The organism is Ruegeria sp. AP11, from assembly GCF_056535865.1.
Map to the genome: position 1 here is coordinate 1,913,997 of NZ_JBQFJB010000001.1, position 23,739 is coordinate 1,937,735.

General features: G+C 55.1%; 23 protein-coding genes. 15 read left to right on the forward strand and 8 right to left on the reverse strand.

The window, feature by feature from the left end:
* Positions 1-3: 3 nt before the first annotated feature.
* From ACR3E4_RS09730 to ACR3E4_RS09750, 5 genes are read right to left on the reverse strand one after another with little or no spacing between them, the layout of a single operon-like run.
* A complete protein-coding gene (locus ACR3E4_RS09730; protein WP_480536586.1) occupies positions 4-570 on the reverse strand; it encodes a histidine phosphatase family protein in 567 nt (188 codons plus the stop codon).
* Positions 571-1,641, reverse strand: a complete 1,071-nt coding sequence (locus ACR3E4_RS09735) for an ABC transporter ATP-binding protein (protein WP_480536585.1) — start codon at positions 1,639-1,641, stop codon at positions 571-573.
* A complete protein-coding gene (locus ACR3E4_RS09740) occupies positions 1,638-3,854 on the reverse strand; it encodes an ABC transporter permease (RefSeq protein WP_480536583.1) in 2,217 nt (738 codons plus the stop codon). Before ACR3E4_RS09740 ends, ACR3E4_RS09735 begins: the two co-directional genes overlap by 4 nt.
* A complete protein-coding gene (locus tag ACR3E4_RS09745; protein WP_480536582.1) occupies positions 3,855-4,880 on the reverse strand; it encodes an ABC transporter substrate-binding protein in 1,026 nt (341 codons plus the stop codon).
* 57 nt (positions 4,881-4,937) lie between these two features.
* Complete coding sequence (locus tag ACR3E4_RS09750) at positions 4,938-5,402, reverse strand: NUDIX hydrolase (protein ID WP_480536580.1); 465 nt, start codon at positions 5,400-5,402, stop codon at positions 4,938-4,940.
* A 244-nt stretch (positions 5,403-5,646) separates the two neighbouring features.
* Between ACR3E4_RS09750 and ACR3E4_RS09755 the strand changes: the two genes are divergently transcribed.
* From ACR3E4_RS09755 to ACR3E4_RS09780, 6 genes are read left to right on the forward strand one after another with little or no spacing between them, the layout of a single operon-like run.
* A complete protein-coding gene (locus ACR3E4_RS09755) occupies positions 5,647-6,456 on the forward strand; it encodes a DeoR/GlpR family DNA-binding transcription regulator (protein ID WP_480536578.1) in 810 nt (269 codons plus the stop codon).
* A gap of 60 nt (positions 6,457-6,516) precedes the next feature.
* Positions 6,517-7,491: a phosphate/phosphite/phosphonate ABC transporter substrate-binding protein gene (gene phnD / locus ACR3E4_RS09760; protein WP_480469231.1), complete on the forward strand. Its 975-nt coding sequence runs from the start codon at positions 6,517-6,519 to the stop codon at positions 7,489-7,491.
* Between the two features lie 60 nt (positions 7,492-7,551).
* Positions 7,552-8,346, forward strand: a complete 795-nt coding sequence (phnC, locus tag ACR3E4_RS09765) for a phosphonate ABC transporter ATP-binding protein (RefSeq protein WP_480536576.1) — start codon at positions 7,552-7,554, stop codon at positions 8,344-8,346.
* A complete protein-coding gene (gene phnE, locus ACR3E4_RS09770) occupies positions 8,343-9,158 on the forward strand; it encodes a phosphonate ABC transporter, permease protein PhnE (protein WP_480536575.1) in 816 nt (271 codons plus the stop codon). The genes phnC and phnE (ACR3E4_RS09770) overlap by 4 nt, the downstream gene beginning before the upstream one ends.
* Positions 9,158-9,973 carry a phosphonate ABC transporter, permease protein PhnE gene (gene phnE, locus ACR3E4_RS09775; RefSeq protein ID WP_480536574.1) on the forward strand — a complete coding sequence of 272 codons (816 nt, stop codon included), beginning with the start codon at positions 9,158-9,160 and terminating at the stop codon, positions 9,971-9,973. The genes phnE (ACR3E4_RS09770) and phnE (ACR3E4_RS09775) overlap by 1 nt, the downstream gene beginning before the upstream one ends.
* On the forward strand, positions 9,937-10,875 hold the full coding sequence (locus tag ACR3E4_RS09780; RefSeq protein ID WP_480536572.1) for an HAD-IIA family hydrolase: 939 nt from the start codon (positions 9,937-9,939) through the stop codon (positions 10,873-10,875). The genes phnE (ACR3E4_RS09775) and ACR3E4_RS09780 overlap by 37 nt, the downstream gene beginning before the upstream one ends.
* Positions 10,876-11,397: 522 nt before the next feature.
* On the opposite strand, the gene ACR3E4_RS09785 is transcribed toward ACR3E4_RS09780, so the two are convergent.
* Positions 11,398-11,718, reverse strand: a complete 321-nt coding sequence (locus ACR3E4_RS09785; protein ID WP_480536571.1) for a hypothetical protein — start codon at positions 11,716-11,718, stop codon at positions 11,398-11,400.
* A 396-nt stretch (positions 11,719-12,114) separates the two neighbouring features.
* Between ACR3E4_RS09785 and ACR3E4_RS09790 the strand changes: the two genes are divergently transcribed.
* The 4 genes from ACR3E4_RS09790 to ACR3E4_RS09805 all read left to right on the forward strand — a co-directional run bounded on the left by ACR3E4_RS09790 (position 12,115) and on the right by ACR3E4_RS09805 (position 16,351).
* Positions 12,115-13,002: a tyrosine-type recombinase/integrase gene (locus ACR3E4_RS09790; RefSeq protein WP_480536669.1), complete on the forward strand. Its 888-nt coding sequence runs from the start codon at positions 12,115-12,117 to the stop codon at positions 13,000-13,002.
* Positions 13,003-13,014: 12 nt separating this feature from the next.
* On the forward strand, positions 13,015-14,214 hold the full coding sequence (locus tag ACR3E4_RS09795) for an IS91 family transposase (protein WP_480567077.1): 1,200 nt from the start codon (positions 13,015-13,017) through the stop codon (positions 14,212-14,214).
* Positions 14,215-14,573: 359 nt separating this feature from the next.
* Positions 14,574-15,089: a hypothetical protein gene (locus ACR3E4_RS09800; protein ID WP_480536431.1), complete on the forward strand. Its 516-nt coding sequence runs from the start codon at positions 14,574-14,576 to the stop codon at positions 15,087-15,089.
* A 152-nt stretch (positions 15,090-15,241) separates the two neighbouring features.
* Positions 15,242-16,351, forward strand: a complete 1,110-nt coding sequence (locus ACR3E4_RS09805) for a DUF4172 domain-containing protein (RefSeq protein ID WP_480536434.1) — start codon at positions 15,242-15,244, stop codon at positions 16,349-16,351.
* 107 nt (positions 16,352-16,458) lie between these two features.
* Here the strand turns inward: ACR3E4_RS09805 and ACR3E4_RS09810 are convergent, their stop codons facing one another.
* Together ACR3E4_RS09810 and ACR3E4_RS09815 are read right to left on the reverse strand one after the other, a co-directional pair.
* Positions 16,459-17,328: an amidohydrolase family protein gene (locus ACR3E4_RS09810; protein ID WP_480536430.1), complete on the reverse strand. Its 870-nt coding sequence runs from the start codon at positions 17,326-17,328 to the stop codon at positions 16,459-16,461.
* Positions 17,325-18,338 carry a nuclear transport factor 2 family protein gene (locus ACR3E4_RS09815; protein ID WP_480536433.1) on the reverse strand — a complete coding sequence of 338 codons (1,014 nt, stop codon included), beginning with the start codon at positions 18,336-18,338 and terminating at the stop codon, positions 17,325-17,327. Before ACR3E4_RS09815 ends, ACR3E4_RS09810 begins: the two co-directional genes overlap by 4 nt.
* Before the next feature lie 152 nt (positions 18,339-18,490).
* Here ACR3E4_RS09815 and ACR3E4_RS09820 point away from each other — a divergent pair, with 152 nt between their 5' ends.
* The 5 genes from ACR3E4_RS09820 (at position 18,491) to ACR3E4_RS09840 (ending at position 23,731) form a co-directional block, all read left to right on the forward strand.
* The gene (locus ACR3E4_RS09820; protein ID WP_480536428.1) at positions 18,491-19,567 is read left to right on the forward strand and encodes an ABC transporter ATP-binding protein; all 1,077 of its coding nucleotides are present in this window, start codon (positions 18,491-18,493) and stop codon (positions 19,565-19,567) included.
* A 48-nt stretch (positions 19,568-19,615) separates the two neighbouring features.
* Positions 19,616-20,827: an ABC transporter substrate-binding protein gene (locus ACR3E4_RS09825; protein WP_480536426.1), complete on the forward strand. Its 1,212-nt coding sequence runs from the start codon at positions 19,616-19,618 to the stop codon at positions 20,825-20,827.
* 66 nt (positions 20,828-20,893) lie between these two features.
* Positions 20,894-21,916, forward strand: a complete 1,023-nt coding sequence (locus ACR3E4_RS09830; protein WP_480536425.1) for a carbohydrate ABC transporter permease — start codon at positions 20,894-20,896, stop codon at positions 21,914-21,916.
* A gap of 1 nt (position 21,917) precedes the next feature.
* Positions 21,918-23,072: a carbohydrate ABC transporter permease gene (locus ACR3E4_RS09835; RefSeq protein WP_480536424.1), complete on the forward strand. Its 1,155-nt coding sequence runs from the start codon at positions 21,918-21,920 to the stop codon at positions 23,070-23,072.
* A gap of 128 nt (positions 23,073-23,200) precedes the next feature.
* On the forward strand, positions 23,201-23,731 hold the full coding sequence (locus ACR3E4_RS09840) for an ester cyclase (protein ID WP_480536423.1): 531 nt from the start codon (positions 23,201-23,203) through the stop codon (positions 23,729-23,731).
* The last annotated feature ends 8 nt before the right edge of the window (positions 23,732-23,739 follow it).

The following is a 23,739-nucleotide window of genomic DNA, read 5'->3' on the forward strand; positions in this document are numbered from 1 at the left end:
CTCCTACGTCAAAGAGACCCAATATGAATCAGGCTTGAGCGTAGCTAAATCTGCCTGCCAGAAATGGCCTTGTGAGGGTTGGTCGTGCCTGCGGTCTATCGAACAATTCGAGAGTGCGCACCAAAGCAACGTGCCCACTGCTCCGTGCGTCACAATTGCAAGATCCCCGGCATCATGCGACCGGATAATCTTAGTGACTGTCCGATGAATGCGTATCTGTGCTTCGATCGCTGGTTCCCAACCGCGATAGCTACTTTCCGGCTGAGCAAAGAAAGCATCGGCCGCGGCTTCGAAATCTTTCAGCGGCAAGTAACCGGTTGCGCTGCGATCATTCTCACCGAGACCCAAGTTGCATTTCACGGATAGCTTTCGTGGTGCAGCAAGAATCTCGCCTGTTTCGCGGGCCTTCCGCTCGTCGCTGGTCCATATCTGAGTGACGTTGGACAAGATTCCACTGGATGCAAATTCAGTAGCGCGCTTACGGCCCACAGCATTCAAGCCCCACTCAGTTATAGGGACGGCCGGATCGATAGAGACCTCGGGGTGTGTGATGATAATGAGTTTCGGCATTTAATCCGGCAAAAGAACGGGCCCTTTGTCAGCAAAACCCATTCTGATTTCGGCTCCGGGATCAAGCGGCGCATCGACGTCATCGTGTACGGCAAAAACCTGACCGAATGCACCGATCAGTGTATATTCCATTCGAACGCCAACATAGGTCGCCTTCGCCACCTTGGCTGCTATGCCTTGGTCTGAGTCGATAACCAAACGTGAGGGTCGCACTGCAATGGTTGCGTTTCCTTCGGACAAACCGCGACGTGGCAGCGTGTGGCGGTAGCCTTCTATTTCTATCGTTGCCACGTCACCATTGATATCGACGATTTGGCAATCCAATAGGTTTGCCTCACCTATGAAATCGGCGACAAAACGATCGTTCGGGGCATCATAAAGCTGGCGCGGTGTGCCCATTTGGGCAATCGCTGCGTTGCGCATGACGACAATCTCATCCGAGACTGCCAGTGCCTCCTCCTGATCGTGGGTCACGTAAACAACTGTCAAACCAAGATCTTTCTGGATTGCCCGAATGTCCTCTCGCACCTGACGGCGAAGCTTGGCATCGAGATTGGACAGCGGCTCGTCGAACAGCAGAACCTGCGGCTCAAGAACCAGCGCGCGGGCGACGGCAACACGTTGTTGTTGGCCCCCTGACAGTTCCGAGGGAAGACGGTTGTCGAACCCCTGAAGACCGACCAGTTCCAATCCATACATAGCACGGCTGCGGGCTTCATCCTTTGCAAAACCCGAGAATGTGAGGCCATACATCACGTTTTCCAGCACGCTCATGTGAGGGAAAAGCGCGTATGACTGGAAAACCATGGATACGTCGCGGTCGGTGGCAGGCAATTTGGTCACGTCCCGATCACCAATTAGGATCTTGCCCGAGCTTGCCATTTCCAACCCGGCAATCATGCGCAGAGTCGTTGTTTTCCCACAGCCTGACGGACCAAGCAGTGTGACGAGTTTTCCTGCATCGACATGCAGGTTGATGTTGTCGACGGCGACGACGTCTTTACCGAATACTTTCGACACGTTCTCAAAGCGCACCGGGGCGGCCTTGGAACCGATTTTGGCGTCGGTCATCGCGATGCCTCCGTTCCGTGTTGCGTGCGCCGACCAATCTGGACCCGGCCAACGAGTAGTTGCAGTAAACCGACCGCTGCGAGCATCACAAAGATCAGCGTTGTCGAATAGGCGATCGCAAGGCCATAGTCGTTATTCTCGACCCGACCGATAATGTAGCTGGTCGCCATGTCATATTCTGCGCTGACCAGAAATATGACAGCCGAGATCGCCGTCATGGCACGGACAAAACTGTAAACAAGCGCAGCAAGTATCGCAGGGCGCAATAGCGGCAGGATGACGCTTCGGAACGTCTGCCACGAGTTTGCACCAAGGGTCAGCGAGGATTCATCAAGGCTGCGGTCAAGCTGCGACATGCTCGCGATCCCCGCACGAACGCCAACCGGCATATTACGGAAGATAAAGCTGACAACGAGAATGACACCAGTACCCGTGATTTCAATTGGCGGAACGTTGAAGGCTAGGATGTAGCTGACGCCTATCACTGTTCCGGGGATAGCGAAGGACAACATTGTTCCAAATTCGAAAGCGTTCTTGCCTGCAAAACTTTGCCTGGTCAGCAGATAAGCGGTCACCAGACCTACGGCGGCAGTCAATGGGGCAGCAATGGCCGCGATCGTTATGGTGGTCCAGAAACTGTCCCAAGCGGCTCCGGTCCAGCGAATGCTATCTTCTTCGAAACGTACGGAGAATGCGGTGACATAGTGTTTGATAGTTAGCGAGTTATCGACACCCCACAACTCGACGACACTGCCGTAAATGATCATCGCATAAACAACAATTGTGAACAGCGCCCAGCCCAGAGCGATGAGTAGCACCGGAACTGAAAGGCCAGTTGGCATCAGAGGATGAACGCCGGCATCCCCTTTGCCGGTGACGGTTGTGTAGCTTTTCTTCCCCAGCCAGACACGCTGCGCATAAAAGGCGGAAAGAGTAAAGAACAGCAGCACCATGGCCAGAACCGCGGCCCTGCCTTGATCGTATTGAGCACCAACGATTGCGAAGAATATCTCGGTCGACAGCACGTCGAAATTTCCGCCCAATACAAGCGGGTTTCCGAAATCAGCCATGCTTTCGATGAAGCTCAGAAGAAATGCGTTCGCAAGACCCGGTCGCATCAGGGGCAAGGAAACCGTCTTGAATGTCTGCCATCTGCTGGCGCGGAGCGTCTGCGCCGCTTCTTCCATCGATGGCGAGACGCCTTCAACCACGCCGATCAGAACAAGAAATGCAATTGGCGTAAACGCGAGTGTCTGCGCGATCAGGATGCCCGGCATTCCATAAAGCCAGCGTGTCGGCTGCGTGCCGAACATTTCGGCAAAAAAACGGGTGACAGACCCGGACAGGCCAAAAAGCAGGATCAGAGCCAGGCCGATCACGAATGGCGGGGTAATAATTGGCAGTACGGTCAAGGCCCGCAATGCGCGCTTGTAGCGAAAGCCCGAGCGCGTCACGACCAACGCGAAGCACAGACCCAGGACCGTGGTGATGACGCCGACAAGGATGGCGAGGAACAGTGAATTCCAGGCGGCACCGCAGCGCGCGCCCTTAAAGCACCCCAGACCCCACAGTCGATCATCAAAAAACTTTGAGAAGAAAACCGCGATGGAATACGCACCGTCTTCGGTGATGAAGGCTGCGAAAAGCATCTTGGCGATGGGGAAAAAGACAAACGCGGTGACAATTGTAATTACGCCACCGATAGCGCTGACAACAAAGACATCACCGTTAATGGCACCCCTTGCCGCGATCCCCTGAGTAAGCAGGAACAGAAAGCTCGAGGCACATATCATTGCACCATAGCCCATGCCGAACTGGCGATCGCCAAGTTCGCCAAACATCGCCTCCAACCAATCGAAGTTGAAGCCCCTGATACCGATGCTGAATCCCTGAGCGATCAGCCAGCCAAAGCCGAGCGCTCCGGACAGGATCAGCATGCGGGCATAAAGCGGGTCAGATTTGGTGCGCTTCAACACCAGAAGCGGGAGGGCGAGAGCGATTAGAAGCGGAGCGAGCCAAAGCTTTTCGCCCTGTCCGATCAGAAACGCAGCGGGGGCATAATCCTCATCGAACGGGTAGCCATCCAATAGCCACTCAAACGACCACAGGCCGCCGTCAACCATGTACCAGGGCAGTAGGCAGAATCCGACCCACCCGGCGATGATCCAAAAGATCAGGACCGGATGGGACGTTTTTGAAGTTTGGTCAGTCATTTACTGCGGCAGCGTCGAAACCTCTTCGTCCCATTTCTGCAGCAGACGCTTACGTTCGTCTGAGGAACCATACTTCTTGAAGTCATAGTCAATCAGCTTGATCTGACTCATGTCAGGCGCGCTTTCCGAAGTTTCCGCGCCCTTGTTCGATGGCACCTGAAACGCGTTGACTTGAAGGGCAAGGTTCTGAGCTTCGGGCGACAGGGCCCAGTCATAGAACTTCTTCGCCTCTTCTTCGTTGCGCGCTCCGTCAATAATCGACATTGAGCCAATTTCGTACCCGGTGCCTTCACAGGGTGCGACGACCTTGATCGGGAACCCGGAAACGGCCTGCTTCACGGCGTCATGCATGAAGACGATACCAATTGTGTTCTCGCCACGACCGGCGGCCTTGATCGGCGCCGAGCCTGACTTGGTATATTGGTTGATGTTCGAATGCAGGCCCTTCATGAACTCAAAGCCTTCATCCTCACCGAAAATCTGCACCATTGAGGCCAGCGTCGTATAGGCCGTGCCTGACGAGTTCGGGTTGGCCATCTGAACGTGCCCTTTGTATTCGGGCTTCAACAGGTCTTTCCAGCAGGCAGGTTCGGGCAGGTTGTTTGCCGCCACAAGATCGGCGTTGTAGCCATATCCAAGCGCGCCCGAATAGATGCCAATCGTCCTATTGCCAGCACTCTCGGCCTGAGAAATCGCCCAATCATGAAGCTGGTCGCGCATTGGCGATATATATTCCATTGTCAGACCTTCTTCAGCGGCCTGCAAATGCGGATCACCCGTGCCGCCCCACCAGACGTCTCCTTTCGGGTTCGAGCTTTCGGCGCGGATTTGTGCAAAGGTCTCACCTGACGATTTTCGCGTCATGTTGACGTCGATACCGGTCGCGTCTTCAAAGCTGCGCGCCATGAGTTGGCACCAATCTTCTTGCGCCGAACAATAGAGGGTCAGCTTCTCGGCCTGTGCTGCCGACAGTGACGCGGCAAGGGCAATCAGTGATCCGACCGCAGTGGATGTCAATTTTCTCATCTTTTCCTCCCTTTTGTGCTTAATGCATCCCGGCTTCCCGGTCTTTTATGTCTTTCCTCACGCAGCTTTTCGAAGCTTCTTCACGACAGATTTGACTTCTTGATCGTCGGTTAGATTCTTCAGCAATTGTGACAGGTCTCTTTCTTCGACCAGCTTTGCGGCTTTTGCCGGCGAAAACCAGTGACGCGTCCGCTCACCTTCTTCCTTCCAGCGTCGCTGCAGCTTTTCAACGACCATTGGATAAAGGGTGACGCGGCAACGAACGCTGCTTCGGCCTTCGTACCGCTTGTCGTAGAAAAAATGGCCGATTGACCGTTTCGAGATCGTACCGACTGCGCCCGCTTCTTCCTGAGCTTCTATTTCAGCGGCATGCCATGGCTTTTTGCCGTCCATCAGCCATCCCTTTGGGATAACCCACCGGCCAGTATCTCGTGAAGTGACCATCAAAACACGCAACTTACCAGCCTTGTCCCAGCGCATCGGAAGCGCCGCAATCTGATCTGCCGTTTCGCCGTCGCTCATACTGTCTCTCAATGCCACATGATCAAATCCCAAAGGGAAACTGTCTTATTCGCAACTTGGCTGGTTAAGACGTCCCTTCGATTTTCATTCTGAATTTGATCAGTCTGTGCATCTTTACTCTGTGCTTTGAAATATTTGGAACTTCTCGAACTCTCACAACCTTTCGTGGGTTATGCAACATAAATTATTGCAAAATGTCCGAAAGCCCACAAAAGTAGATTTCGAAACCTAGTCGGGTCGCCGGATGTCCAAAACCAAAACGCGCGGTAAAATGTCTGAAAAGAACCAGAGCCGGGTCAAGAAGTCCGACCGGCGCCAACAGATATTGTTGGAGTTGAAGCTGCGCCCGCACGTTCGCATCAACGAACTCGCACAACGGTTCAACGTCTCTAACGAGACGGTACGTAGGGATTTCGATGCCCTGTCGAATGACGGCTTGATCGCGCGCGCGCATGGGGGGGCATCAGCCCCTGCGCAAGGGCACTATCCGGGTTTGGATGAACGGACAAACGCGCAGGTTGAGGAACGCGAGCGGATAGGTGTTACGGCGGCAGAAATGATCCGAGCCGGTGAAACGGTCATGATCGATTCCGGCTCGACCACCATCGAGATGGCGCGTGCGCTGGCTTATCTCGGCACTCATTGCACGGTGATCACCAATTCAATTCCCGTTGCGATGACCCTCGGCCATGGGGCTGCGCAGGTCCTGTTGTGCCCGGGGGAATATCTGGCAACTGAATCTGCAACGATCGGAACAGAAACGCTGGAATTTCTGTCTCGTTTCAATGTCGACAGGTGCATGATCGGGTCCTCGGGCTTCTCAGCCGAAGGTCCGTCAGAGACAGTGCGGGGTTTTGCTGCAGTAAAGAGGATGATGCTGACGCGTGCCAAAAAGCGGCATCTTCTTATTGATTCCGGGAAGTTCGGCCGCAGGGGCCTCTCCCAAGTGGGAGATATCAACGGCCTGGATTCCATAGTTACCGACAAAAAACCAACAGGAGAATTGCGTAACGCTATTGAGGGCGCCGAGGTCGATGTTCTCGTCGCCGGGTAGGCAAGACATTATTCATTAACAGCGGATCGATAGAGGACCGCGAATGACTGGGAGGAAAATATGAAGATCGATATCAAACTGTTGATTGGGGCATCCGCAATCGCGCTCATGTCGCTGAGCGGGACAGCGTCGGCGCAGGATTGTCCGCGCGGTGACCTGGACGAGCGTTTTTGTGACGCAGACGGGGATTTGATTGCGGATATCCCCACCGATCCCTCTGAACAAATTGATCCTGACACCCTGATTTTTGCATATACACCGGTTGAAGACCCCGCCGTATACAAAACCGCCTGGTCTGATTTTCTTGACCATTTGAAAGCGGAAACCGGCAAGGACGTTGTCTTCTTTCCGGTTCAGAACAATGCGGCCCAGATCGAAGCGATGCGTTCGGGGCGTCTGCATATTGCGGGCTTCAACACCGGCTCTAACCCATTGGCGGTAAACTGCGCCGGGTTCCGGCCATTCACGATCATGGCTTCGAAAGACGGTAATTTCGGTTATGAAATGGAAATCATCACTTATCCGGGTTCGGGCATCGAAAAGGTCGAGGACATCAAGGGCAAGCAACTGGCCTTTACCTCACCCACATCCAACTCAGGCTTCAAAGCGCCCTCGGCAATCCTGAAAAGCGACTTTGATCTTTTGCCCGAGCGCGATTTCGAACCTGTCTACTCGGGCAAGCACGACAACTCGATCCTGGGTGTTGCCAACAAGGATTACCTGGCGGCCTCGATCGCGAACTCGGTAAAATCGCGGATGATCTTGCGTGACGTGATCAAGGAAGATGATGTCGTAACGATCTACAAGTCGCAGACCTTTCCAACCACCGGGTTTGGTACCGTCTACAACCTGACGCCCGAGCTGCAGGAGAAGATCCGCAACGCCTTCTTCAACTTTGACTGGGACGGCACGACCCTGGAAGCTGAGTTCTCGAAATCGAACGAAGGCCAGTTCCTTGAGATGACCTATCAGGAATTCTGGGATGTCATCCGTAAGATTGACGCAGCAAATGGCGTCTCCTACGCCTGCCAGTGATCTTTGGCTAATTCGGCGGGCCTGAAAGGGCCCGCTATTCACCCTAATCTGGGGCATTTTATGCTGCGTCTTCAAAAGCTGACGAAAACATACAAAACCGGAGATCAGGCCTTGAAGACCATTGATCTTGAGGTTCCAAAAGGACAGGTTCTTGCGTTGATTGGGCCCTCGGGGGCAGGCAAATCGACTATGATCCGCTGCATTAACCGGTTGGTTGAACCCACAAGCGGTGGCGTCCTTCTGGATGACGTGGACCTGACCAAACTCGGATCGGGCGCTCTGCGGAAAGCGCGCCGCGAAATGGGCATGATCTTTCAGGAATATGCCTTGGTCGAACGCCTTACGGTGATGGAAAACGTGTTGTCGGGACGGCTGGGATATGTAGGGTTCTGGCGCAGCTTTCTGCGGCGATATCCGCAATCGGATATCGACGAGGCCTTCCGCCTGCTTGATCGGGTGGGGCTTTTGCACATGGCGGATAAACGAGCGGATGAACTGTCGGGTGGTCAACGCCAAAGAGTCGGCATCTGCCGCGCCTTGATTCAAAACCCCAAACTGTTGCTGGTCGATGAGCCGACCGCGTCGCTGGATCCAAAGACCAGTCGCCAGATTATGCGCCTGATCACCGAGCTATGTCAGGAACGCGGACTGGCGGCCATTATCAATATCCATGATGTGGCGCTTGCCCAAATGTTCGTTCCGCGCGTCGTGGGCCTCCGCTTTGGCGAAATCGTTTATGATGGTCTTCCAACAGGTCTTACCCCCGAGAAGCTGACCGAAATCTATGGGGAAGAGGACTGGGAAGCGACCATCGAAAAAGTCGACGAAGATGAAGATGTCGAGGCTGCGGAATGAGCCATCGAGAATTAGACCACATGTTGGGAAAGGGTTGGCGTAAGCCTGCCTTTGTCAAAAACCCCTTGCTCCGCTGGGCATTGTTGCTGGGTTTTTTCGCCTACCTGATCGCGGCTTTCATGACAATCGAAGTTGATTGGGGCCGGGTCTATGAAGGACTGGACCGGGGGTGGGCATTTGTACTTGCGTTTACCAGCCCGGACTTCATTTCACGGTGGTCGGATATTTGGAGTGGCCTTCTGGAAAGTGTCATAATGACCGTGGCCGCGTCGGTCGTGGGCATCCTGATTTCGATCCCGATTGGATTGGGAGCGGCCCGCAATATCGCCCCACTGCCAATCTACATAATTTGCCGGGGCATTGTCGCGATAAGCCGGGCATTGCAAGAGATCATCGTCGCCATTTTGCTGGTGGCTATCTTCGGCTTTGGTCCGCTGGCAGGGTTTCTTACGCTTTCCTTCGCGACCATTGGGTTTCTCTCCAAACTTCTGGCCGAAGATATCGAAGCCATGGACAAGGTTCAGGCCGAGGCGATCAAGGCCTCCGGGGCACGCTGGCCACAATGGATCAACTATGGAGTTCAGCCGCAGGTGATGCCACGACTTGTGGGGCTTTCGATGTATCGCATCGACATTAATTTCCGGGAAAGCGCAATTCTTGGCCTCGTGGGGGCTGGCGGTATCGGTGCAACGTTGAACACAGCGTTTGATCGCTATGAATACGACACGGCAGCAGCCATTCTGATCCTCATCATCGGGATCGTCATGGCACTTGAATACCTTTCGGGAATTATTCGGGCGAGGGTTCAGTAATGCCGGTGCTTGAACGCGATGATGCGCAAATTTGGCGCAGGCGGACAACGGGTCAGAGCCTGGTGCGATGGTTCGGCTGGCTGCTGGGCGTGGCGGTCTTTGTTTACTGTTGGCAGCTGATTTCGGAATCCACGACCTGGTTTTTCGTCTGGGACGCGCCCCGTATCGCCAACGATATCTGGACCCGTGCAACGCCTCCCAAATGGGACTACATCACCCAACTGGGCCGCCCGATTTGGGATACTCTGAACATCGCCACCCTGGGTACAATCATCGCCCTGTGCATGGCGGTGCCGGTTGCCTTCTTGGCGGCCCGCAATACCACGCCATCTGCTCTTTTCATTCGACCCATCGCCCTGTTGATCATTGTCTCGACCCGCTCAATCAACTCGTTGATCTGGGCGCTTCTGCTAATCGCGATTATTGGTCCGGGTGTCTTTGCTGGTGTCATAGCAATCGCCATCCGTTCAATCGGGTTCTGTGCAAAGCTTCTTTATGAAGCAATCGAGGAAATTGATCACACTCAGGTCGAAGCCATCACGGCAACCGGAGCATCGCGTTGGCAGGTCATGGCTTACGGAATCGTTCCGCAAATTCTACCCGCTTTTGCAGGCATCGCTGTCTTCCGTTGGGATATCAACATCCGCGAGTCCACAGTGCTTGGGCTGGTCGGAGCCGGCGGCATCGGGTTGCAATTGTCAGCTTCACTCAACGTTCTGGCTTGGCCACAGGTCAGCCTGATCCTGATTGTAATTCTTGTCGCGGTCATGATCAGTGAATGGGTTTCGGCGAAAGTACGAGGGGCCATCATTTGACCGGTTTCTCTGCGCAAGAGGCTTTTGAAGCCTACGAGGCGGTACGACACCGCCTTCCGAAAACCAGCACAACTGAAGTGAACTATCGTCAGGTCGAGACGCTAGAGGATATCGCTTCTGAGTTCGACGTGTTCCTCCTCGATGCTTTCGGAGTTCTTAATATTGGCGATACGGCGATCCCGGAGACACCAGATCGGGTCAGGTCACTGCAAGCCGCCGGCAAGCGTGTTCTGGTCGTGTCGAATGCCGCGGGGTTTCCCCACGCAACTCTTTTGGAGAAATATACCAGGCTTGGCTATGACTTCGCACCACAGGATGTGATCACTAGCCGGGCCACATTGTTGTCTGAGCTAAACGGCCAAAGTGAATTGCACTGGGGATTGATGGCAACCCCCAGCACTGGTCTTCGAGATTTGGAGGGGCTGAAGCTATCCTACCTGGAAGATGACCCGACGCCCTACGAAACCGTCGACGGGTTTCTGATGATCGGGTCGGCAGTCTGGACCGAAGCGCGTCAGGCCATGTTGGAGGCCGCCTTGCTGGAGCGTCCCCGTCCGGTAATGGTCGGAAACCCCGATATTGTCGCTCCTCGTGAATACGGTTTTTCCCAAGAGCCCGGCCTTTTTGCGCACCGGCTGGCAGATCGGACAGGTGTCGTCCCTCAGTTCTTTGGCAAGCCTTTCGCCAACATCTATGACCTTGCGTTCCAACGCCTCGGGCACATAGACAAGTCCCGCGTTCTGATGGTTGGTGACAGCCTGCACACCGACGTTCTGGGCGCACGAAATGCAGGCATAGCTTCCGCACTCATCTCTGGATTCGGGTTCTTTGCAGGGCATGATGTTGAAGCAGCAATCACGAAGGCGGGGATAGTACCGAACTTTGTTGTAAGTCGGCCTTGATATTAGGGTGTTCCGCTTAGATACGCCTTTCTGCTAACTCGAGTGTCGGGTGAATCTGCGTTGAGAACATGCCGACCATGTGAACGAAGCGCCGTGTGTGAACGGCAGCTTTGGAGAACCCTCCGCAACAACTTACCTCTAAACTCACGTTCGGATTTAGCCGCACTCCGAACTTTGCAAAGCCCGCTTTCTGCGCATCGCTCATGCTGGTGTGATCCCGCAGTTCATGCAGCCGTATTGGTGGGACACTTCACAACACGGGTGAAGTCCATTCAGAACCGTCACCGAAATACCGGACCCCGCCATTCAAGGTCCCCAATTGAATGGCGGGTTCGTTCTGTGTGGTGAGAATTAGCGAGGCTCGCAATGGACGGCACGTCTGTCCGTTGTCAGATAATTTGGGTCAGTCGACGGTCTTGGCTAATGGAAAATTCCGACCATCTTGTTTCTGACTATGTGGCCTGGCTCGATTGTTCAATCGGCACTGGCCTTCGCCAACAAAATGGACCAGTGCAACTGCGTTCAGGACTTCCAAGCACACAACGTGGCCCCGCCATTTTGCCAGCAAGCACCATTGCGGTACAGCGTACCCAGATTATGGTTGGCTTTGCTTTCGCGATCACTCCACATCGCGGTCCCGATGCCAGCATCATCAAGATAGAAGTAAACGAATGCCAGCCTGTCGTCTTCGTCTGCGACAAAGAAGTCACCGCCGCCGATTGGATCGAAGATGCAGGGACCTTGCATCTCGATGACGCCGTCAATTTCCAGGTAGCAGATTTCTGCGCTGGCGACCGTGCTTGTAAGAAGAAAGGCAACTGCGGAAGCAATGGTGTTTTTCAAATCCAGTGTCCTTTAAAATGCTCGTTTCTCCCGCTAGTTGCACTCAGAATCTGACCAAATTTTGGCTGCTGGCACGCAATAACCATCCCCACTCAGGATCGGAAGAACGCGCTGCTTGATCTGATCGCCGAGCAAAGTGTGTGAGCAATACCGGGCTATCGTCGTGTCTTGAATGAAAGTCTACAAAGCGCATCAAATCTTACGCCGCTCTCTAAGATCTATGCCCGTTTTGCGGGCAAAGCGGACATCGTACTCCTCCAAAGACGGGCGCAAGGACGAAGCCGCTATCGCGGCAATGGCGCCTTTGGCCAGCGTTGAGCGCTGATCCGGCCGTTTTGGGATTTGGCGGACCTGTCTGACGATTGAGGTTTCTCAATTTGACGACAGGAGATTCCAATGAAGGAAAAGAAGACGACCCCGCTGCGTGAGCGGATGATCGAGGACATGCGCATTCGTGGCATGTCGCCGAAGACCCAGCAGGCTCATATCCGGGCGGTCAGGTATTTTGCCGAGTTCATCGGGCGGTCCCCTGACACAGCAACGCCGGACGAGCTGCGCGCGTATCAGCTTCACATGACCGACACCGGGGTCTCGACCGGCGTGTTCAATGCCAGGATCGTGTCTTTGCGGTTCTTCTTCGGCATGACCTGCGGTCGTGAGGAGATGAAGCGATACATGCAGTTCCGGCGCAAGCCGAAGAAGTTGCCCGTTGTTTTGAGTGTCGAAGAAGTGGGCGATCTGCTGGCGGCGGTTCCAGGGCCGGGGCTCAAATATCGTGCGGCTTTAGGCATCAGCTATGGTGCTGGGCTGAGGGCATCCGAGGTCTGCAATCTCAAGGTCTCGGACATCGACAGCGACCGGATGTTGATCCATGTGGATGAAGGTAAGAATGACAAGGACCGCAAGGCCATGTTGTCGCCTGCATTGCTTGATTTGCTCCGCGACTATTGGCGGGAAGCGCGGCCTGAGGGATGGTTGTTTCCGGGCAAACCCAAGATCATGGCTTTGTCACCGCGTCAGCTGAACCGTGCGTTCACGTCGGCCAAACACATGGCCGGTATCAACAAACCCGCTACGCTGCATACCCTGCGCCACAGCTTTGCAACGCACCTGCTCGAGGCCGGAACGGATGTTCGAGTGATCCAGGTGCTTTTGGGACATTCCAAGCTCAGCACGACGGCGCGCTATACGCATGTCGCGACCAAAACCATTCGCGGCACCGTCAGTCCCTATGAGATGTTGGAGAAACTGCAGGATCACACCGTCAGGCGAGGACTGGAGTAGCGGCGCGGGTGGATGCCGCGCCCACGGCTGGAGATCGCAGATATCTTTCGGAACTATGGGCCTGCGTATCGGCAGGCCAATGCCGGGCATGTCAGCTTCGGTCAACTGAAGGTGATGTCGGCGATTGAGGCTTGCCGAACCGAAGCGCTTGGCGGGCATGTGGCGGGATGCGCCAAATGCGGCCACCACCACATCGCCTATAACTCTTGTAAGAACCGGCATTGTCCGAAGTGCCAGGGCCCCGCCGCGCGAGACTGGATGGAGGCGCGTGCTGAAGACCTGCTGCCCGTCGAATACTTCCACGTCGTCTTCACGATGCCCGCCGAGATTGCACGCATCGCCTTTTGGAACCAGAAGGCGGTCTACGGCCTGCTGTTCCGCGCATCAGCGCAAACGGTGATGACCATCGCAGCCGATCCAAAGCGACTGGGGGCGAAGGTCGGCATGACCAGCGTTCTTCACACCTGGGGATCCGCGCTGACGCACCATCCGCACATCCACATGATCGTCCCAGGTGGCGGCTTGTCACCGGACGGCACCAAATGGGTGGCCTGCAAGCCCGGGTTCTTCCTGCATGTTCGGGTGCTGGCACTGCTGTTTAGACGCCTGTTCCTGAAAGGGCTGATGGAGTTGCATCGAGCGGGGGCCCTTGTGTTCTTCGGTGACCGCGCAGGACTGGCGGATGCTGCTGCCTTCACCAATTGGATTGCCCCGTTCCGCAGGTCCGAATGGATGGTCTACGCCAAACCGCCCTTGGGTGGCCCTGAAGCAGTTCTGGCCTATCTCAGCCGCTATACTCATCGGGTTGCAATCTCGAACCATCGACTGGTCAGTATGGATGCCGAGACCGTAGCTTTCCGCTGGAAGGATTACCGGATCAAATGTGGTGACCGCCAAAAGGTCATGCGCTTGGCTACACCCGAGTTCATCCGCCGCTTCCTGATCCACGTTCTGCCTGACGGGTTCCACCGCATCCGCCACTACGGCCTGCTGGCCAGTTCAGCGCGCAAGACGAACATCAAGAAGATCCGGACGTTGCTTGGTGTTCAACGCACCGACGAAATCACCGAGCCAGAGCAGGAGTCCGAGGTCACCCCGCTCACTTTGCGCGAGCCATGCCCCTGCTGCGGCGGTCCAATGCGCATCATCGAGATCTTCCGGCGTGGTCAGACACCGATGTCGCGTGCGCCACCACGGGAGCAGGCCGCATGATCCGATGCTTGACCACACACTTCGATATGCTCCGTTCGTCTTTGGCTGATCGGTCAAATCCACTTGCGGTCATCACTCAGAATGAATGCTGTGACTCACAGCACATGGGCTCAATCGGCAAAATGCCCGCGACCAAGGTGGCAGAAAATGACCGCAGCTGGCGCATCAAACACCGTCAGCTGCGCGTCTGTGGCAAAGTCAGCCTCATCCGTCTGCGCTCTTTCCCCATAGCATGATCCCAACCACCGCGGCTTCCTCCTTCCGAGGTTTGTCAACGCGGGCCGCCGAAAGCTCCTGACGGCAAAGTTGCACCTCGGCCCGCATCGAAAAACCTTCAGACAAGCGGAAGTTAGCTGCGGGTGCGAGATGGACAAACGCTCCAATGTGTAAGACAGGAGCAACCGGATGCGAATGTACTCAGCGAACTGCTGGCAGAAATCTCTGTGGAAATCTCCGAGATAACACAAACTGAGGCGGAAAATTTGAGGGCCAGTGACAGTGAAATTGAGGGGCACAAAGAGGACTCTTTGAATCCGGAAGTTAAGAAAGAAAAATTTTCTCAGATTCAGGTTTCTCCAGACCAAATGGAACGCAGTTTTCCACGGCTATGCTCAGAACTACGCTTTGCAAAAGATCAGCACCACTGTGATCGGCTTATGGATGATATCGCAGAGTATCTACGGCTTGGCCAAACCTGGTATGCAATGAAATCGACGTTTGGCCCAGCTATTCGCTTCATTGTTCTCGGATACATCTTTCAACGTGCTGAGAACATACGGTCTCCAGGGGCTTACCTGATTTCGTTGCTGGCTAAAATCGAAAAGGGAGAACTGTCCCCAAAGGCAATGCTGTCGCGGACCTCCAATGCTACGTAGATTTGGGAAACGGGACGAGATTTACCGTTTTCAGATTATACGCCAATCGATGAATGGATCGAAAGGCTTGAAAAGGTGAGCAATAGGATTGACCTCTATAAATCACATAACCATAAATAGTGAGCTATAGAAAAGGGGGCTTATACATCACGATGTGGAACTGGCAGAACCTTGATTGGCCGACTTTTCGTTACGATGCCGCAAGACTCGAACCCTACGAGCAACAGTTCATGTTGTCCGCAGGGGAAGTTCTTGGAGCGGTTCATCATGTGAACACATCGGATCGAGATCAATTGCGTATCGACCTGCTAAGCGAAGAAGCGATGAAGACCAGCGCGATCGAAGGTGAGATGCTGGATCGTCTCAGCGTGCAATCTTCCTTGCGTCGCCATCTTGGACTGACGCCAGACAGCTATCCATCCAAACCGCGCGAGCAGGGCGTTTCTGAAATGATGGTGGATGTTTATTCCAACTATTCGGACCCACTGTCACACGACACCTTGTTTCGGTGGCATGAAATGCTTCTGTCCCATGACAGGTATCTGGAAACGATTGGATCATACCGGAGCCATGAGGATGCGATGCAAATCGTTTCAGGCAGGCTCGACCGCCCAATTGTCCATTTCGAAGCGCCACCTTCACATCAGGTTCCGGTTGAAATGGACCAGTTCGTGACCTGGTTCAACCGGACCGCACCGGATGGTCCCGAACCCTTGCACGCGCTGATCCGAGCCGGATTGAGCCATCTGTATTTCGAGAGCATTCATCCCTTTGAAGACGGCAATGGCCGATTGGGCAGGGCGCTGGCTGAAAAGTCCCTGGCGCAAAACATTGGTCAGCCAAGCCTGATTGCTCTTGCTTTCACGATCGAGCGAGAGCGGAAGGCTTACTACGACCAACTCGAACGCCACCAAAAGACACTGGACGTCACACCATGGCTCGTTTGGTTTGCCGATACTGTCCTTACAGCGCAGCAGGTGACACTTGAGCGCGTCGGCTTCTTTATTGCCAAGACGCATTTCTACGACCGGTATCGTGATCAGTTCAACACCCGCCAAAGCAAGGTAATCGCCCGTTTGTTCAAGGCTGGACCAGACGGGTTCAAAGGGGGGCTCAGCGCGGAGAACTATATCTCGATCACGGGAACGTCGCGCGCCACCGCGACGCGGGATCTCCAGGATCTGGTGGAAAAGGGTGCTCTGACCCGAACAGGTGAACTCCGGTACACGCGATATTGGTTAAAGCTGAATCGGGACGGGTAGCGAGCTAAAACACGGCACGAAGGGCGGAAAGCTGCCTTTCGCTGCGACTGCAAAGCAGTTGTTTTGAAATGGAGTCAAAGACCGTTGGCTTGTGTGCTTCTTCGCTATCAAATGCGATAGAAGCGTTTTGACGTGCAATGGAACACGTCTTCTTGGATTGAGCTCGGAATGAGTTCCTGGTGCAGGGAAACAACCTCCTTGTAAGTTGAAGCGAGGCTATCGACCGGGAAATTCGATCCGAACATGCAGCGATCGGCGCCAAACTGGGACAAGCAGTTTGAAACGATAGGCGCGACACTTTCAGCGCTCCAGTTGTGATCGAACATTCCGAGGCCGGAAAGTTTGCAATAGATCTGCGGTAGGCTTGACAGTGCGGTCAACTCATCTGCCCACCTTCGCAAGCCTTGCGGAGTCCGGTCATGTGGCGAGCCTGCGTGGCACAGAGCAATCTGGGTTTCCGGAGCTTGCGCAAGAATATCTGCGGCTTGATCCATTAGTTCAGGCAGCAATTGAAGATCAAAGGAAAGGCCGCGAGTACCCAGTTGTTTCAGACCGGCCAAGAACATTGGGTCTTTAAGCAGTGAGTTCGTGCCAGTTGAGGTATCTTCGCCTGGGGCACGGCCAATAATCTGACGAACGCCGCGCACCGAAGGCAGGGTTTGAAGACGGTCGAGTTGTTCGTCGAGATTATCAGCGGTCAGATCGCAGAAAGCCACTTGCACCAACGGCCAGTCAAGGCTGTGGTCGGCAACGGATTGCACCCATTGAGCTTCGGCCCAGGGGTCAGCAGCACCGACCTGAATGTGTACCGAAGCGGCGAAGCCCATGGCCTCGGCATCTGCGCGAAATTCCGGCAGCAAATAGTCCCGCTGGATGGAAGTCGGGTCGCCAAAAAATCGAACGGTGCCTTTCTCCATGAGCCAGGGGTAGTTCACTGCAGAGAGATCCCACAGGTGGTGATGCGCATCTATCTTCATGGTGTTTCGATCCCTGTGGTGCGGGCCAAAATATTAACGCCTTGCCCCTTCCAGAAGTGGAGCAGGTCGATGAAAATCCAGTTTTCGGCCAGCTTGTCGCCAACGCGGCGATAGATGTCGATCACCCTAAACTCGCCGGGTTTATCAGTGGCAGGCATACCCATGAACCCTCCCGACGGAGTAGCCGTGAAGTTGGGCCAGCCGAAGAAGCCGCCATAACGCCCTTCGGCCAGTCGGCAGACATGTTCGGTCTTTGATCGGTCTTTGAAAGCCGCGCGGAACGGTCCAGAATGTTGCTTGGCATAGCGTTCTATCGTGTAGGTTGCGCCGATCCCCTCGGGTCCCCACCAGATCATGTCCTGATGCCAGGTTCGGGCTAATTCATCCTCAAGCGACACCCCACTGTCCCATTGGCCAAGATCCGAGATCATCGCATTGATGACCGCCAGCGTCTTCTTGCCTTCTTGAACGGGGTGTTCGTTCAATAGCAGGCCGTCATGGGGCATTGGTCCAGGTTGCACCAAATGCGCTGCCGTTTGTGGCGGAAACGGGTTCTGTCCGGCTTGCACCATAAGGTGAGGTATGTCGAAGTACATTGCTGTTTCGACAATCCTGTCACCGGCGACTTTGTGGAACGCGCAATATCGCAGGAATGTCAATTTACCGGTTGGGCGAATACCCAACCACGGACGGTCGAACAGCCCCATCAAATGCCCCATGGACACGACCCAGACATCGGCCTCGTCCCTCAGTGAGTTTAGCCCTGCAAACAAGATATCCACACGGTTCTGCATGTGGGTAAGGCTGAGCTTTAGCGGTTGCCAGAATTGTAGGGCAACCTGTTCGGCGCCGTTGATTTCGTTGAATGGATGAAAGCCGCGCCACTTCAGTTCTGGGGCGCAGAATTGGCTCATTACCTTCGGAGATTCTTGCTCTGTCGCGGAATCCAGGGCGGTGTGAAACGCGGAGACCAGTTTTTTTTCTGTCTGAAAGTTCACGGTGTTTACCATTGAAGTCAGGGTTTTACGAGAGGCGCGAGGCCAGAGTGAGTCGGATATCAACTGCATTTTTGCATACGTATGCAAAAAAGTCTTGCCTGATTTGATATATGCGAATTACAGTTTTGCAAACGTATGCAAAATGATTCCTTGCAGGGGGCACCATGGCGGAAATTCAATTGCGGAACGTCGGCAAACGATGGGGCTCATTCGTTGGGGTTCACAATTTCGATCTGACGATCGCGGATCGCGAGTTTCTGGTGCTGCTCGGCCCCTCAGGCTGCGGCAAGACCACCACGATGCGCATGATTGCCGGTCTCGAGGACGTGACCGAGGGTGAAATCCTGGTCGACGGCAAGGTGGTCAACGACCTTGAACCCAAAGACCGCGACGTGGCGATGGTGTTCCAGAGCTACGCGCTTTATCCCAACATGAACGTCTATGAGAACATCCGTTTCCCGCTAAAAGTGCGCGGCATCGACTCTTCGACGCATGACGACAAGGTGCGCCGTGCCAGCGCAATGGTCGAACTGGACGATTTCCTGCATCGGAAGCCTGCCGAATTGTCGGGTGGTCAGAGGCAACGTGTGGCACTCGCCCGTGCCATCGTGCGCGAGCCGAACGTGTTCCTGATGGATGAGCCGCTATCGAACCTAGATGCCAAGCTTCGGGTTTCGACGCGGGCGCAGATTAAGAACCTCAGCCACGAGCTGGCGGTGACCACCATCTACGTGACCCATGACCAGATCGAAGCCATGACGCTGGCCGACCGTGTCGTGGTGATGAAGCAGGGTGTGGTGCAGCAGGTCGGCAGCCCGACCGAAATCTATGACCGTCCAGCGAATACTTTCGTGGCCAGTTTCATCGGTTCACCTGCGATGAATTTGATGGATGGCGAGGTTTCGGGTGGCGTGTTCCGCGCCGAACATGTCGAGATTCCGGTCGATGCACCGGACGGGCCTATGACGCTGGGCTTCCGAGCAGAGGATGCCAGCCTTGCAACAGGGCGGGGCCAGATCACCGCACCGATCTACACGCTGGAATTGCTGGGCGACGCCACCATGATCTCAATCCGGGTCGGTGGCGCTCTGGTGTCAGTCAAAGCAGACAAAGCCTTTCGCGCCGAGATTGGCGAGCCGGTCTCGTTCTCGGTGCCAACAGAAATCTGTCACCTCTTTGAAGCTGAAAGCGGTGCGCGGATCGGGGAGCAACAACCCCACGAACAGCCCAAACGGGCTTAACACCGGTCCGGACGTCGACGACGGACCGATCCTGACAGGGAGAAACGCATGAAACTCAAGACGATCCTCATGGCAGGTGCCATGTCCATCGCCGCAGCTGGCGCGTGGGCTGATTGTGCCTTTGAAAACGAAGTACCGCTGAAATCGTTGTCCGCCGGGTTTGAAGCCTGGAAAGCGGTCACCGATGCGATGGCTGAATGCGGCAATTTCAGCGCCTCGCTTGACCAGGAATTCCGCGAGAAACAACCGGAAGCTTTTGCTGCCGATCCCGCGCTGTATCAAATCGGTGGGGTGTCCAATGCGACACTGGTACCATTGCTAAACGCCGGCACGATCCGCCCACTGGACGATCTGGTCGAGAAGTACGGCCAGGATTTGCTGCCCAACCAGTTGATCAAGGTGGACGGCAAAACCATGGCCATTGCGATGATGGTAAATGCTCAGCACCTGATGTATCGCGACGATGTTCTGGCGGAGCTGGGCATCGAAGAGCCCAAAACATATGGTGACGTTCTGGCTGCCGCTGCCAAGATCAAAGAAGCCGGAGTGATGGATTATCCGATCGGTGGGACTTTCAAGACCGGTTGGAACCTCGGACAGGAATTCGTCAACATGTATCTCGGCGAGGGCGGGGCGTTCTTTGGCGATGGCAACATGCCCGCAATCAACAATGAGCAGGGCGTTGCAGCGCTTGAGACCCTTAAAGCCATGACCGAGTACATGGATCCAGAATATCTGGTCTCAGACTCGACCTATGTTCAGCAGCAGTTCCAGCAGGGCAAGATCGCCATGGCGAACCTGTGGGCCAGCCGTGCAGCCGCGATGAACGATGAGGCCGAAAGCCAGGTCGTTGGCAAGGTTACCATGGCCGCAGCACCGATGGGTTCGGCTGTTCCCGCAACCACCGTCTGGTGGGACGGTATCGTTTTGGCCTCGAACATGAGCGACGAAGAGGCGGATGCGGCCTTCCGCGTAGCACTCGAGGGCATGGACAGCGACATGGTCAGCGCCAACAATGATGTCGCCGTTTGGTTGAGCCCGGCCTATTCAGCAGGTGCTTTGGCAGCGGGTGCTGCAGCTTCCGCTGAAGGGGGTGCAAAGGCCTACCCGGCATCTGGCCCGATGGGCATCATGCATACCGCTCTGGGTAACGGTCTGGCCGATTACCTGACTGGCGCCAAGGATGCGCAGACCACGCTGGCCGATATCGAGGCAGATTACATCACCGCAGCGAAAGAAGCTGGTCTGATCAGCAACTGATTCTTCCTGCGGGAGGGCTGCGGCCCTCCCGCCATTTTCCTTGAGAACCATGAGAAAGGCAGAGCCATGAATTTCCGGACATTTGCCGCCTTTGTTGGCCCCTCTGTCTTTATGATGCTTCTCTTCATCGCGTTTCCGCTTATCAGCGTGTTCAAACAAAGCTTCTACGTTACCCAGCCGATCTATGAGACGGTTGAAAAGGAAACCTGCACTCCGGGATTCCTGACCCAGACCTGTGTGACCGAGCAAGTGTCGCAGCCAATGCTGGATGAGCATGGTGAGATTATTACGCAAACCCAATATGTCGGGCTGCAAAGCTACCGTAACGTTCTGGAGCCCGAACGGGCATGGCGCGCCATAAGCGATGGCAGTTGGCATGTGCTTTCGACGATCAACTTTTGGAAGGCCCTTCGATTCACCCTGACCTTCACGCTGATCACCTTGCCATTGGTGGTAGGCTGCGGGCTTGGAATTGCGGTTCTGATCAACAATGCGGCACGGTCGATCCGGGGGCCGGTGATCTTTATCTCGTTGCTGCCGTTCATCATCACTCCGGTGATTGGTGTGCTGTCGATCAATTGGCTGTTCCGCGGCGACGGCATCCTGACCGCAATGATGGAATGGTGGCTGAACCGCGATATCGCCCTATTCGCGCAGGCGTGGACCATCGAGGTTCTGATGATGCTGTACCGTGTCTGGCACGTGGCCCCCTTCGCGGCGATCATCTTCTATGCCGGTCTGCAAACGGTCAATCAGGACAGTCTGGAAAGTGCTGTAATAGACGGGGCAACCCGCTGGCAGCGGCTGAAGTACATCGTCATTCCGCATCTGATGCCCTTGATCATCTTTGTGGCGATGATCCACTTGATGGACAGCTACCGCGTCTTCGAAGAGATCGTTGGTTTCTCAAGTCAGGGCTACGTCATCTCATTGCAATGGCTGACATTCGACTATCTGACCCCGGATCAGGCGGGCAACCGGTCGATCAGCCGGGCCTCGGCCAACTCGATGCTGACCATGATCGGTGTTGTCATCCTTCTTATCCTGCCTCTGCGCCGCACGTGGCGCGATCACAAAGGAGGTCACTAATATGTCCTCGCGCGCGCTTCGCCAGCCCCTTAGCCTGCGGCTGACCTCGAACGTCTTTCTGGCAATCTGGTGCCTGATCGCAGCCTTCCCCATCTTCTGGATCGTTGTGATGAGCTTCAAGTCACCGGTCGATGCCTTCGACAGCAATGCGTTGAACGTGATCTTTGGTCCTGCGACGCTGGGGGGCGGCAAAGGCCTTTCGCTGCTGGATATCATTCTGGGAATTGCTGTGATCTGGGGTGCGATCCTCGCGGCTACCAGGACACTACCTTCAATGGTGAATTCTTACACCAAACCCGGGCAAGAGTGGTTTGGTTGGCTGATCGGGGTATTGGCTTTGCTGGTGGGATTCCTGTTGGCCTTCTTTGTGATCCTGCCTGCGATCCTGAACGTGATGAATCCGCTCTTCGGCCCTCTTGGACGTGACGTACTTGGCCTGACAACAGAGCATTACAAGACTGTCTGGATCGACCGGGGCTTTACGAACAACTTTAAGAATTCTCTGATCGTGACGACTGGCGTGGTGACGGTATCACTAACCGTGGGCACGTTGGCAGGGTACGGTCTGGCGCGGTCGGGGTCGACTTTGGCTTTCTGGATTCTGATTGTCGCGTTGGTGTTCCGTGCATTGCCACATTCGGTGCTGGTTGCAGGTTATTTGCCGGTTTTCATCAACTCGGCCGAATGGCTCAGCCCCATTCTTGGGGAAAACGCACCGACGCTTTACGGCAAGCCCCTTGCGGTTATTGCGGTTTTGGTTGCGATTAATCAGCCATTCACCATCTGGATGCTGCGCTCGTTCTTCCAGAACATCCCCGCTGAACTGGACGAAGCCGCACGGGTGGATGGCTGCAGTCATTTCCAAGCCTTCCGTCGCGTGATCATGCCGGTGATGTGGCCAGGGGTGATCACCACAGGTCTGTTCAGCTTTTTGCTGGCCTATAACGACTTTCTTGTCACAGCATTGCTGTTGGACGCCCAAAACCAGACCATGGTGCCCGCCATCGTTGGGATGTTCAACCGCGAGACCACCACAACCGACCAGGTTGTTGCCGTGGCCGCCGCCGTGTCGATCACTGCGCCGCTGATCTTCCTTGTTCTGATCTTCCAGCGTCAGATCGTCAGCGGCCTTACTGCCGGGGCGGTCAAAGGCTAATGAGTAACCACGCCCGACATAACGCCATGTCGCGCCACCCGGCGTTGAACAGGATGCCAAGGGATTTTCTGAGCCTTGGGGTACCTGCCCTCAAACTCTTCCCTAAGCAACCTGAAAGGACATGAGACATGAAAGGTTCTCGCCCCGAACAAGCAGTACTGACCCGCGACACGGATCTCAGCAAAACTGAAGACACGCGCCGTGTGATTGAAACCATGGTGGATGGTCTGAATGACCATCGCATTGACGACATAGGTGAGTTCTTTGCCCAAGGTTTTCGCTGGATGGGCAATCAGGGCTGTGGCACCAAGACTGGCCTGAAAGAGTTTCAGGACAATTGGCAGCGCCCGTTTCAGGCTGCGTTCTCGGACAAGACCTGCATTGATGAAGCCCGCCTGTACATGGGCGAATGGGCCGCAGCGTTCGGTCGTCAAGAGGCAACCCATTCGGGTGAGTTTCTGGGCATCGCGCCCACCGGCAAACGGGTCGAGATCCGGTACATGGATTTCTGGAAAGTGGTCGATGGCAAAATTGTCGACAACTGGGTGAATGTCGACTTCGCGCATGTCGCGGCGCAGCTGGGCGTGGACCTGTTCAACGGCGAAGGCTGGGAAGCATTTGACCGGGGTGAAAAAGTAGCGCCCCGGCCCGAAAACTGAGGATTGGA

What these genes read in the sequence shown, in the direction of transcription:
- ACR3E4_RS09730 (WP_480536586.1), bottom strand. Translation starts at nt 570, where the DNA reads ATGCCGAAACTCATTATCATCACACACCCCGAGGTCTCTATCGATCCG.
- ACR3E4_RS09735 (WP_480536585.1), bottom strand. Translation starts at nt 1,641, where the DNA reads ATGACCGACGCCAAAATCGGTTCCAAGGCCGCCCCGGTGCGCTTTGAG.
- ACR3E4_RS09740 (WP_480536583.1), bottom strand. Translation starts at nt 3,854, where the DNA reads ATGACTGACCAAACTTCAAAAACGTCCCATCCGGTCCTGATCTTTTGG.
- ACR3E4_RS09745 (WP_480536582.1), bottom strand. Translation starts at nt 4,880, where the DNA reads ATGAGAAAATTGACATCCACTGCGGTCGGATCACTGATTGCCCTTGCC.
- ACR3E4_RS09750 (WP_480536580.1), bottom strand. Translation starts at nt 5,402, where the DNA reads ATGAGCGACGGCGAAACGGCAGATCAGATTGCGGCGCTTCCGATGCGC.
- ACR3E4_RS09755 (WP_480536578.1), top strand. Translation starts at nt 5,647, where the DNA reads ATGTCCAAAACCAAAACGCGCGGTAAAATGTCTGAAAAGAACCAGAGC.
- phnD (WP_480469231.1), top strand. Translation starts at nt 6,517, where the DNA reads ATGAAGATCGATATCAAACTGTTGATTGGGGCATCCGCAATCGCGCTC.
- phnC (WP_480536576.1), top strand. Translation starts at nt 7,552, where the DNA reads ATGCTGCGTCTTCAAAAGCTGACGAAAACATACAAAACCGGAGATCAG.
- phnE (WP_480536575.1), top strand. Translation starts at nt 8,343, where the DNA reads ATGAGCCATCGAGAATTAGACCACATGTTGGGAAAGGGTTGGCGTAAG.
- phnE (WP_480536574.1), top strand. Translation starts at nt 9,158, where the DNA reads ATGCCGGTGCTTGAACGCGATGATGCGCAAATTTGGCGCAGGCGGACA.
- ACR3E4_RS09780 (WP_480536572.1), top strand. Translation starts at nt 9,937, where the DNA reads ATGGGTTTCGGCGAAAGTACGAGGGGCCATCATTTGACCGGTTTCTCT.
- ACR3E4_RS09790 (WP_480536669.1), top strand. Translation starts at nt 12,115, where the DNA reads ATGAAGGAAAAGAAGACGACCCCGCTGCGTGAGCGGATGATCGAGGAC.
- ACR3E4_RS09795 (WP_480567077.1), top strand. Translation starts at nt 13,015, where the DNA reads ATGCCGCGCCCACGGCTGGAGATCGCAGATATCTTTCGGAACTATGGG.
- ACR3E4_RS09805 (WP_480536434.1), top strand. Translation starts at nt 15,242, where the DNA reads ATGTGGAACTGGCAGAACCTTGATTGGCCGACTTTTCGTTACGATGCC.
- ACR3E4_RS09810 (WP_480536430.1), bottom strand. Translation starts at nt 17,328, where the DNA reads ATGAAGATAGATGCGCATCACCACCTGTGGGATCTCTCTGCAGTGAAC.
- ACR3E4_RS09815 (WP_480536433.1), bottom strand. Translation starts at nt 18,338, where the DNA reads ATGGTAAACACCGTGAACTTTCAGACAGAAAAAAAACTGGTCTCCGCG.
- ACR3E4_RS09820 (WP_480536428.1), top strand. Translation starts at nt 18,491, where the DNA reads ATGGCGGAAATTCAATTGCGGAACGTCGGCAAACGATGGGGCTCATTC.
- ACR3E4_RS09825 (WP_480536426.1), top strand. Translation starts at nt 19,616, where the DNA reads ATGAAACTCAAGACGATCCTCATGGCAGGTGCCATGTCCATCGCCGCA.
- ACR3E4_RS09830 (WP_480536425.1), top strand. Translation starts at nt 20,894, where the DNA reads ATGAATTTCCGGACATTTGCCGCCTTTGTTGGCCCCTCTGTCTTTATG.
- ACR3E4_RS09835 (WP_480536424.1), top strand. Translation starts at nt 21,918, where the DNA reads ATGTCCTCGCGCGCGCTTCGCCAGCCCCTTAGCCTGCGGCTGACCTCG.
- ACR3E4_RS09840 (WP_480536423.1), top strand. Translation starts at nt 23,201, where the DNA reads ATGAAAGGTTCTCGCCCCGAACAAGCAGTACTGACCCGCGACACGGAT.